The organism is Longimicrobiaceae bacterium (genome assembly GCA_035936415.1).
Classification (GTDB): domain Bacteria; phylum Gemmatimonadota; class Gemmatimonadetes; order Longimicrobiales; family Longimicrobiaceae; genus JAFAYN01.
The window spans coordinates 1-11,448 of the sequence record DASYWD010000255.1 but is presented as its reverse complement, the minus strand read 5'-3'; the positions used below and the strand labels follow the sequence as shown (position 1 = coordinate 11,448).

Annotated in this window: 4 protein-coding genes; all 4 read right to left on the bottom strand. The window is 74.2% G+C overall.

Going from position 1 to position 11,448, the window contains the following annotated elements:
- Positions 1-1,097 (bottom strand): ribonuclease H-like domain-containing protein (locus VGR37_10260; GenBank protein HEV2147774.1); only part of this gene is annotated, 1,097 nt, incomplete at its 3' end.
- 286 nt (positions 1,098-1,383) lie between these two features.
- Complete coding sequence (locus VGR37_10255; GenBank protein HEV2147773.1) at positions 1,384-2,376, bottom strand: biosynthetic peptidoglycan transglycosylase; 993 nt, start codon at positions 2,374-2,376, stop codon at positions 1,384-1,386.
- Between the two features lie 138 nt (positions 2,377-2,514).
- Complete coding sequence (locus tag VGR37_10250) at positions 2,515-3,831, bottom strand: hypothetical protein (GenBank protein ID HEV2147772.1); 1,317 nt, start codon at positions 3,829-3,831, stop codon at positions 2,515-2,517.
- Between the two features lie 38 nt (positions 3,832-3,869).
- Positions 3,870-11,441: an amino acid adenylation domain-containing protein gene (locus tag VGR37_10245; GenBank protein HEV2147771.1), complete on the bottom strand. Its 7,572-nt coding sequence runs from the start codon at positions 11,439-11,441 to the stop codon at positions 3,870-3,872.
- Positions 11,442-11,448 lie beyond the last annotated feature (7 nt).

Sequence of the window (11,448 nt, the reverse complement as noted above, 5' to 3'; positions counted from 1 at the left end):
CGCGCCAGCGCGAACGCCGCGCCGCCCAGCAGGCGGGCGAGCGCGGCGACCTCCTCCACGTCGTCGGTGGCGTACCGGCGCACGCGCTCCGGGTCGCGCCGGTACACGGCGTACACGTCCCGGCCGGGGACGTACTCCCGGTCGGGCGCCGCCACCCCGAAGTGCCGCGCGACCGCCTTGAGCCCGTGGCCCGGCAGCTCGCGCGCAGCGAAGTCGTAGCGGATCACCGCGTCCAGCGTGTCGATCAGCTCGCGCCCGGGGGCCACGAAACGCACCCGGCCGCCCACGCCGCCGCGCCGGGCGGCGCGCTCGCGCAGGCCGAACCGCCCGAGCCGCCCGAGCGGGAGGGGGACGCCGAGCCGGCGCGCCCGTTCGGCCAGGAAGGGGAGGTCGAAGCCGTGCAGGTTGTGGTTCTCGATCACGTCCGGGTCGGCCGCCTCCACGGCGGCGACCAGCCGCCCGATCAGGTCGGCCTCGGCCGCGTCCCCCCCACCGCGCGCTTCGAGCACGTGCGCCGCGCCCGACGGGTCGCGGACCGCGACCATGAAGATCCGGTCGCGCGCCGGGTCGAGGCCCGTCGTCTCCAGGTCGAACTGGAGGCGGTGCAGGTGGTCGAAGGCGAGGCCGCGGAAGTACGTGCGCCCGGTCGCCGTCAGGTACTGCTCCTCCGGGGGCAGCGCCAGCACGCTGGCGGCTCCCAGGTCGCGCAGGTGGGCGACGCGCCGTCCGAGGCGGCGCCTCGCACCGTGGAGCACCGCTGATGCGAGCGTCCTGCCGTCGTCGGCGGAGACCAGGAACCGCAGCTCGCCGGCCCCGTCGAGCTCACGGTACCGGACGGGCGCGCCGGATGCGCCCTCGGGCCCGAGACGCGCGCCCAGGTGCCGGAGGTCGTCGAGGCGGTCGAGGAGGATCCATGGGCGATACCGCGGGTCCTCGCGGACGAGCGCGCCCGTCTCCGAATCCCGGCGCCACACGATGGCGCTGCCGTCCGGCTCGGCCCACACGGACACGATCCCGGGCGTGGGGTCCCAGCCCCACAGCCATTCGTCCTCGCCCGCCGTGCCTGCGACGGCGCCGGGCTCCGGGACAGCGGTCACCGGGACCGGCCGCACGCCACGGGCGGGGTCGGGAACCGGCGGCGGCGGGTCGGGCGTACGCATCGGCAGGCGGCGTTCGTCAAGGTCCGGGCTCGCGGCGGAGGGACACCGATCTTATCACCCGCCAGGGCCAAGGCGCGAGTCCGATCTCCTCCCCCACCCTCCCGTCCTCGTCCACCTGCGCTCGCGGAGGGGCCGCTCTTGCGCGGCTCCGACCGCGACAATGCGGCGCGCCGGGCTGCGCCTTCCGGGGCGATCGGCCGCTCGCTGGCGGGTCCCCGGACCGTCACGCCCCGATCGATACGTTTCCGGGTCGTGCCGGCTCCTGCTCCGGCTCGCCGGTCCACCACAGCGGCACCTCCGGCGTACGCCATCCCTGTGGCGAATTCCGCATCAGGCGCGCGAGGCCGCGCCGACGGCCGGAGATGTCGCGATACGCCGCCACCACCCCCTGGATGGTGACCTCGGGGCGTTCCTGCAGGGTGGGCTCGATGGACAGCTCGCCCAGCCGCAGGAGCACGTCCCGGGCGGGGACCCCCTCCGCGATCTCGCGTTCCAGGCCGAGAATCCTGGCGTGGACCTGACACCCTTCGTCCCGGCTCATGATCCCGGACCCGTAGAGCGCGATCAGGAGCCGTCTCTGCGCCGCCAGGGCCCGGTTCGCGTTCTGGTCGCGGAGGGGCTGCCTGGGCGCCGGCAGCATGCTCGCCAGCACGACGGACTGGAACGCATCCAGTTCCGCGGCGGGTCGGGAGAAGTGCTCCATGGCGGCCATCCCGATCCCCCACGTACCCTCGCCCCATTCGACGACGTTCAGGTACAGCTCCAGGATCCGCTCCTTCGTGAGCACCCGTTCCAGGCCTCGCGTGATGAGCGCTTCCTGGACTTTCCGCCGCATGGACCGGTCCGGGTGCAGGTAGAGGTTCCGGGCCAGCTGCTGGGTGATCGTGCTCACCCCGCGTACCCCCCTCCGCAGCCTGAGCGCCTCCCGGATGGCGACCCGCATGCGGGCCCACCAGAATCCCCGGTGCAGGAAGAACGTAGGGTCCTCCGCCCCGAGCACGGCACACACCAGGTAGGGAGAGATCTCCCCGAGCGCCACCCACCCGGTGAGCCCGGGGTCCGACTCCCGCCCCGCCTGTGCCGCCCTGTAGCGGGTGTAGCCGGTCGATGCGGGGTTTCGCTGGGCCAGCTCGGGAACCTCCCTCAGAGACCGTACGACCTGCAGCCATCCCAGGCCCCCGGCACTCGCGCGACGCCCATGGGTACGGAGATCCATACGAACTCCTTTCAGAAGGTGAGGCGTCGGGTGCCGGGCGGCGGGCCGGGACACCCTCCCGCACGAGGTGGCGCCCGACGCTCTTCTCGTCAGGTCCGGGGACGCCACGCGAACGCGCGCCCGCTCCACGACCCGGGATCAGATCGCATCCGTGCACGCCCCGCCATGCAGAGGCGCGGGCGGCCGCGCGCCCGTGGAGGTGTCTTCGGCCGTCATCTGCGCGGAGAGGCCCGATCGCAGGGGGCATCCGCGGCTCGCGCCGTCCGGCGAGACGGCGTAGCCCACCAGCTCGTCGCGGCGCTTCTTGAGGTAGCGCATGAACGGCGTCCCGCCCGTACCGGTCTCCACGGGGTTCCCGGCGCCCCGCGGCGACTGGGCGTGGACGAAGAGCGCCGCGTACTCCAGGTGCTTCGCCTGGAAGTCGTACAGCCCCTCCAGGCACGCGTCGTACATGGAGACCAGCGGGCTCGCGCGGCCGTGCCGCTGCACGTACGCGCGGATCGAGGGGCCCCGCTCGACGTGGGTGATGAAGGCGCGGTGCCCGGGGGGCATGTATTCGCGCAGGGCCAGCATGTGCTCCTGCAGTGGGTCGGAGGCGTAGCTGACGCCGAGCGCGGCGTGGATCGACGGGACGATCGAGCTCTGCGCGCCGCTCGAGCCCCGGAACGCCTGCGGCCGGCCGCCGTACGCCGCGACCCCGTCGTACCGGAGGCCGTGAGGAAGGGCCGGGTTGTCCTTCCAGGCGAAGACGAAGGGGCGGATCCGCGTGTAGAAGATGTAGGGGTCGCACTGCTCGCCCATGCGCGAGAGGGTCGCCAGCATCTGCGACAGCACGCCCGCGATCGTGCCCAGGCAGCGCTCCAGCCCCCCGGCGTCGTCGCGGGCGGCGGCCTCCTGCGCCTCGACGATCGCCTGCATCGCCGGGCCCGCCCTCCCCTCGATGTCGATGTGCACCTGGATGAACCACGCCTCGTCGACGCCGCCGAAGAAGTGCTCCAGCAGGGCGATGTTGCCGAGGGCCACCGGACCCTCCGCGTCGAGGCGGCGCCAGTTGGTCAGCGCCTGCGAGGCGTAGGAGAGCACGGGCGGCCGGTCCAGCCGCTCCGCGACGGCATGCCAGGGCACGGCGAGGTTGGCCGGGAGCCGGTCCACGGGCTCGCGGTCGCCCCAGACGTAGGCGTGGCCGAAGTAGGACAGGAGCAGCATCGCCCGCGCCAGGTCGCCGGGGGCGGCCAGCGGAGCCGGGTCGAGCCGTGGCAGGCGGCGGACGGCGCGGCGCACGGTACCCGCGATCAGCTGCTCGCTCAGCTCGTCGGCGAGGGCCTCCCAGGGCGAGAAGGCGTCCGGCAGGCGCCGCACCGGGTCGGTGGCAGGCAGGAACCCGTACCGCGGGTGGACGCCGAACGCGGCCAGCACGTCCGACGCCTGCGAGGGCGACACCGGATTGCTTCGCATGGGTGCTCCATGAACGGAGGTGCGCAGGTCGGACTCCATCATCCACCGCTCCCCACCGCGCCGCGGTCGGCCGCGACGTGCGCGGCCAGGCCCGCGACGTGGGGCGGCGTCAGCGCCGTGAAGTGGTTCCCGGCCCCCGTCGAGACGAGGAGGCCGGGCGCCCAGCGCCTCCATGCGCGGACCGTCTCCGCGAAGTGCTCCCGGTTCGCGCCCTCGTCCTTGCGGGGGTCGTCCAGCAGCACCAGGCGGAGCCGGTCCGGGTAGACGGCCGAGGGCGCGTAGGTCGTCCGCGCGCAGGCGGCGAACGTCCGGAAGGGACCCTGGAGCACCGTGGGGTCCAGGCGCGCGGACATGAGGCCGTGCCGGACCATCCGGTCGTGCAGGAGCTTCAGCCGGCCGTTCTCGTCGAGAGCGGCGGCCTCCGCGGCGGCGATCCCGAAATCCGCTCCCATCGCGAGCTCCAGGACCTCCACGAGGTCCAGGAACGCCTCGCCTCCGTCGCGCTCGCGGATGCCGGCCCCGTCCCCGTCCGGCGCCTCGGTGTCGAGGAGGAGGAGGGATCCCGGGGAGCGCCCCGCCTCCCGCAGCCGGAGCGCCATCTCGAACGCGACCCAGCCGCCGAAGGAGTGGCCCACCAGGTGGACGGGACCCTCGGGACAGACTTCCCGGACCGCACGGAGGCAGCACTCCGCGGCCGCCTGGACGGTGGAGTGCGGGACCATCGCCCCGTCCAGCCCCCGCGGCTGGAGCCCGTAGACCGGCCAGGCCGGATCCAGGTGCCCGGCCAGCGCGGAGAAGGTGGTCACGCTCGCGCCGGCGCCCGGCACACAGAAGGTGGGGACTCCCCCGCCCAGCCTTCCTCTCTGCAGCGTCACGAGAGGCGAGTAGCGCTCGCCCGGGAGGGCGTTCCGGGCCGCGGCCGCGCGGCGGAGCTCGTGCGACAGCGCCCGGCCGACGGCCGCGGCGTTGGAGCCCTCCATCATGGACAGGTGGGTTCCAGGCACCGGAGTGACCCGGATGGACGCCTCGTCCAGGACCGCCTGCCAGCCGCGCCGGGGGTCGGCGCCGGCGCCGTCCCGGGCGGAGAACAGGTGAACGGGGAGCGGGATGGGCTGGGGGCGGTACCCGCGCGTGCTGCGGTCGTGGACGTCCAGCCGGTCCTGCATCTCCGCGGCCTGCGCCGCCGTGACGTGGCCGGGGAGCAGACCCCTCTCCCGGCACCCGGCGACGAAGGCCTCCAGGTCCGGGCGCGAAGCGACCAGCTCCCGGTCTCCGGGCTCGGGGGCCCTGCCCTCTCCACCGGCCTCCATGCGGAGCATGTGCAGCAGCATCCCGTAGTCGTGCCTCCCCTCCCCGGCTCCGCTGCCGCCGGCCGCCGGGTAGTAGCTGTCCATCATCCCCAGGAACTCGACGGGCTGGTCCTGGCCGATGAGCTGCGCGGCCATCTCGTAGGCGAGCATGCCGCCGTAGGACCACCCGGCCAGGCGGTACGGGCCCTCGGGCTGGACCTCGCGGACCATCCGTACCAGCCGGGCCGCCATCCCCTCGACCGTGCGAAGCGGGGGCTCCAGGCCGGAGACCGCCGGCAGGGCGTACACCGGGATGCCGGCGTCGATGTGCGGGTGCAGCACCTGGGCGTATGCCACCGACCCCGAGCCCTCGTGGACGAGGAAGAGCGGGCGCTCCGAGCCGGCCGTCCGAACGGGGATCGCCCGGTCGCTGCGCAGCTCGGGCCCGGACCCGCACACCCTGGCCGAAAGGGATTCGACGGTCGGGTGCGAGAAGAGGTCCGCCAGCGCCAGCGGCGCGTCCAGCACCCCGTGCAGCCGCCCGAGGACCTGCACCGCCAGGAGGGAATGCCCGCCCAGCTCGAAGAAGTTGTCCCACCGGCCCACCCGCTCCACCTTCAGCACCTCGGCCCAGATCTCCGCCAGCGCCCGCTCCACCTCTCCCACCGGAGCCTCGTAGCCCCGCCGGGCGTACGCATTCCCGTCCGGGGCCGGCAGCGCCCTGCGATCCACCTTCCCGTTCGGCGTCAGCGGCATCTCCTCGAGGCGGACGTAGGCGGCTGGAACCATGTGCTCCGGCAGCCGCTCCCCCAGGTGCCTCCGCAGCGTCTCCGCCTCGACCCCCTGTGCAGCCACGTAGTAGGCCACCAGGCGCCGGTCGCCCGGCGCGTCCTCCCGCGCGAGGACCACGGCGTCGCGCACGGCGGGGTGCTCCGCCAGCCACGTCTCGATCTCCCCGAGCTCGATCCGGTAGCCCCGGATCTTCACCTGGTGGTCGGTGCGCCCCAGGAAGTCGATCGTCCCGTCCGAACGCCACCGGCCCAGGTCCCCCGTCCGGTACAGCCGCGCGCCCGGGTCCCCTCCGAACGGGTCCGGGACGAAGCGCTCGGCCGTCAGCTCCGGCAGGTTCTGGTAGCCCCGCGCCACCTGGCCGCCCGCGACGTGGATCTCCCCCGCGACTCCCTGCGGCACGGGCGCACCGTGGGCGTCGAGGATGTAGACCCGGGTGTTGCGGATCGGCCGGCCGATGGACTGCCAGGTGGAGGAGTCGTCGGTCAGCTCGTGGTGCGTCGCGTTGACCGTCGCCTCCGTGGGGCCGTACAGGTTGTGCAGCGGGGGACGGTACCCTCCGCGCCGGAACCAGTCGGACAGCGCGGCAGGCTCCACCGCCTCGCCGCCGATCTCCACCAGGCGCACGCAGTCCGGGATGGGCACGGAGGGATCCCCCGCCAGCAGCTGCCAGAACCGGGCGGGAAGGTCGATGACGCTCACCCGGTGCGCCTCGCACATCGTCCAGAAGGTCCGGGCGCCCTCCAGCCAGGCGTCGCTCCGCAGGACCAGCGCGGCCCCCGACAGCAGGGCCCCGAAGATCTGCTCCACGGACGCATCGAAGGTGACGGGGGCGAACTGCAGGTTGCGGTCGCCGGGGCCGATCCCCAGCCCGGCCTGCAGCGCGTCCGCCTGCTGGCAGACGGAGCGGTGCTGGATCATGACCCCCTTGGGCCGGCCGGTCGAGCCCGAGGTGTAGATCACGTACGCCAGGTGCTCCGGCGACAGCTCTCCCCGCACCGGGTCGGTCGGCGGCAGGCTCGACCACTCGGCCGCGGCATCGACGTCGATCACGGGAAGATGGAAGCCCGCGAACAGCGGCCGGAGCTGCCCCTGCGTCAGCACCGCCACCGGCCGGCTGTCCTGCAGCACCTCGCGCAGCCGTTCCCGGGGGTGCGCCGGGTCCAGCGGCACGTACGCGCCGCCCGCCTTGAGGATGCCGAAGAGTCCCACGATCATCTCCGGGCTGCGCTCGGCGCAGATCGCCACCCGCGCGTCCGGACCCACGCCCCGCGCGCGGAGATGGTGGGCGAGCCGGTTCGCCCGGGCGTTCAGCTCCGCGTAGCTCAGCTCCTCCGCTCCGCAGACCACCGCCACCGCGTCGGGGGCGCGCTTCACGTGTGCCTGGAAGAGCTCGTGCACGCAGGCGTCGCGCGGGTACTCCGCCGCGGTGGCGTTCCACTCCTCCAGCACCTGCCGCCGCTCCTCCTCCGGCAGCACCTCCAGGCTGCGCACCGCCGCCGTCGGCGCTGCCTCCAGCGCCTCCACCAGGCGCTCCAGCGCGACCTGCACCAGGCGGCACACCCGCCCCGGCACCACGCTGGCGTGCGCTTCCGCGACGAGCTTGAACCCCTCTCCCAGGTCGTCCACCGAGAGGGAGAGCGGGTAGTTCGATCGCTCCTCGCTGTGGACGCGCGTGATCCCCTCCCACGCCTGCGGCCTCTCCACGGTGCGGGTCGGCCCGCCGCGGTTCCGGTAGTTCAGCAGCGCCGTGAACAGGGGGGTGGGCGGCTCCACCCCGCTGCACCGCTGCGCCACGGCCAGGGACGCGTGCTCGTGGCGCAGCAGCTCGGCGAGCAGCCCGTGCATCCGCCTCACCGTCGCCTCGACCCCCTCTTCGCCGATCCGAAGGCGCACGGGCAGCGTGTTGATGAAGGGACCCATCACCCGGTCCGATCCCGCTCCGCCCTGCATCCGGCCGAAGAGCACGGTGCCGAACACCACGTCCATGCGGCCCGACACCCGCGCCAGCACCTGCGCCCAGGCGACGTGGAACAGGCTCGCCGCGCTCACCCCCAGCGCCCGGGCCCGCTCCCGCAGGCGCCGCGAGAGCCCGTCGTCCAGCGTCAGACGCGCCTCCGCGGCCCGCGAGCCGTCGCCCCGCGCGTCCACCAGGCCGAACGGCGCGGTGGGCGCGCTCACGTCCCCGAGCAGGCCCCGGAAGAAGGCCTCCTGCTCCTCCGCGCTCCCCCGCCTCCGCGTCTGTGCCACGTAGTTCCGGAACGGCATCGGCGCGGGGAGCTCCGATTCGCAGCCGAGCAGGTGCGCCTCGATCTCCGCGTGGAGGAAGCGGAGGGAGGTGTTGTCGTCCGCCAGGTGGTGCAGGAGCATCAGCAGGAACCACCGGCCGCGCGCCTCGTCGTGGGCCAGGTGCAGCCGCAGGAGGGGCGCCCGCGTCACGTCGATCCGGTGCCGCCGCGGGGCGACGCGCCGGTAGAGCTGGCGCCCCGGGTCGTCGTCGCCGGGACCGAGCGCCACCTCCTCCACCAGGAGCGGCGCCGTGCGCCACACCACCTGCACGGGCTGCCGCAGCCCCTCCCACACCACCGACGTGCGCAGGATGTCGTGGCGCTGCACGACCGCCTGCAGCGCACCCAGGTAGGCGTCCAGCCGCTCGCGGCCGTCGAACGCGGTCAGGAAGGAGGTCAGGTACGGGTCGCCCTCCGTGGTCATCAGGTGGTGGAAGAGGATGCCCTCCTGGAGTGGGGCCAGCGGATAGATGTCCTGCACGTTGGCCGCCCCTCCCGGGACTCCCGCCACGATGCGGTCGATCTCCTCCTGCTCCAGCTCCACCAGCGGCAGCATCTCCGGAACGAGCGCCCGGCACTCCGGCGGGATCCGGTTGGGCGGCACCTCCACCTCGCGGGACCTGCCGTCCACCCCCGCGGCGTAGTCCTCGAGCCGCGGCGTGGTGAACAGGGCGCGCACGTCCGCGTGCAGCCCCCGCTGCCGCATGCGCTCGATCAGGGTCACCGCCAGCAGCGAGTGCCCGCCCAGCTCGAAGAAGTGGTCGTTGCGCCCGACCCGCTCCACGCCGAGCAGCTCCGCCCAGATCTCCGCCAGCGCCTGCTCCACCTCGCCGACCGGCGCCTCGTAGCCGCGTCGCGCGTACGCCTCGCCGTCGGGCGCCGGGAGCGCCCCGCGGTCCAGCTTTCCGCTCGGCGTCAGCGGCAGCTTCTCCAGGCGCACGTAGGCGGCCGGCACCATGTGCTCGGGGAGCCGCTCCTGCAGCGACCGGCGCAGCGCCTCTGGCTCCAGCGGTCCCTCGCCCACGAGGTACGCTACCAGGCGCCGGTCGCCCGCCCCGTCCGCGCGCGCCAGCACGACCGCTTCGCGGACGCCGGGGTGCTCGGCCAGGCACGCCTCGATCTCGCCCGGCTCGAGGCGGAAGCCGCGCACCTTCACCTGGTGGTCGTTGCGCCCCAGGTACTCGATGGCTCCGTCGGGGAGCCAGCGCCCCACGTCGCCGGTGCGGTACAGCCGCGCTCCCGCCTCGCCCGAGAACGGGTCGGGGACGAATCGCTCCGCCGTCAGCTCCGCCCGCCCCAGGTATCCCCGTGCCACCTGGACCCCTCCGATGTGGAGCTCCCCCGCCACGCCCGCCGGCGCCGGCGCGCCGGACGGATCCAGCACGTACATGCGCGTGTTCGCCACCGGCGCGCCGATGGGGATCCGGGCCGCCGAGCCGTCCGTCGGGCAGCGCCACGCCGTGACGTCCACCGCCGCCTCCGTCGGGCCGTAGAGGTTGTGCAGCTCGGCCTCGGGCAGGCGCTCCCCGAAGCGCTCCACCAGCGCGGGCGGCAGCGCCTCGCCGCTGCACACCACCCGCCGGAGGCCCGTGCACATCCCGACCTCCGGGTGCTCCAGGAACGCCCCCAGCATGGAGGGGACGAAGTGCACCGTGGTGATCCCCCGGCTCCTGATCGTCTCCACCAGGTAGTCGGTGTCCCTGTGGCCCTCGGGGCGGGCCAGTACCAGCCGGGCGCCCACCGCGAGCGGCCAGAAGAACTCCCAGACCGACACGTCGAAGCTGTACGGCGTCTTCTGCAGCACCGCCTCGTCCGGCGCCAGGCGGTGGGCCGTCTCCATCCAGTGGAGCCGGTTGACCACGCCGCGGTGCGCGTTCATGACGCCCTTGGGCCGCCCCGTCGAGCCGGAGGTGTAGATCACGTAGCACAGGTGCTCCGGCGTCAGCCCCACCCGTTCCGGGTTCGCATCCGGCGCTCCCGCCCAGAGCGCCGCGTCGGCGGCCACGTCCAGCACCGGCACGTCCGGGTCCTCGAACCGGTCCCGCAGGTCCTCGCGCGTCAGCAGCGCCAGAGGGCCGCTGTCCGCGAGCATGTGCTTCAGCCGCTCCTGCGGGTACGACGGATCGAGCGGCACGTAGGCGCCCCCGGCCTTGAGCACCGCCAGGAGCACCGCCACCAGCTCCGGGCTCCGCTCCAGGCAGACGGCCACCCGCGCGTCGGGCCCGACGCCCAGCCCGACCAGGTGGTGCGCCAGGCGGTTCGCGCGCGCGTTCAGCTCGGCGTAGCTCACCTGCTCGCCCTCGAAGACCACCGCCACCGCGTCCGGTGTACGCTCCGCCTGCGCCTCGAACAGCTCGTGGATGCACCGCTCGGCCGGGTACGGCGCCTGCGTGGCGTTCCACGCCTCCACCACCTGCCGCCGCTCCGCCTCGGGCAGCATCTCCAGCCCGGCGACCCGCCGCTCCGGCCCGGCCGCCATCCCCTCCAGCACGCGCCGCAGGTAGCCGAGATGGCGCTCCACCGTGGCGCGCTCGTACAGCGAGGTCGTGTACGTCAGACCTCCCGTGATCCGCCCCTCCGACTCCCCCAGCCAGAGCGACAGGTCGTACTTGGCGCTCACCGGCTGCCCACCCGCGCCGAATCCCGCCAGGGCCAGGCCCGGCAGCGCCAGCTCCTCGGCGGTCGCGTTCTGCCAGGCAAGCATCACCTGGAAGAGCGGGGTGTGCGCCAGGCTGCGCGCCGGGCGCACCGCCTCGACCACCTGCTCGAAGGGGATGTCCTGGTTCTGCTGCGCCTCCAGCGCACGCTCCCGCACCCGCTCCAGCAGCTCCCCCACCGTCGGCCCGCCCGAGAGGTCCAGCCGCAGCGCCAGCGTGTTGACGAAGAAGCCGATCAGCCCCTCCACCTCCGCCTGGCCCCGGTTGGCTGTCGGCGTGCCGACGACCAGGTCCTCCTGCCCCGAGAGGCGCGAGAGCACCGCGGCCCAGCCGGCCAGCAGCGTCATGAACAGCGTCGTCCCCCGCCGCCGCGAGAGCGCCTTCAGCCCGGCGGTCAGCTCCTCGTCCAGCACCACCCCCAGCGCGGCTCCGGCGAAGTCCTGCTGCGCGGGGCGCGGGCGGTCGGCGGGCAGCTCCAGCAGCTCGGGCGCGCCGGAGAGCGTCCGCTTCCAGTACTCCGCCTGCTGGCGCAGCACCTCTCCCTCCACCCAGCGCCGCTGCCAGACGGCATAGTCGGCGTACTGCACCGGAAGC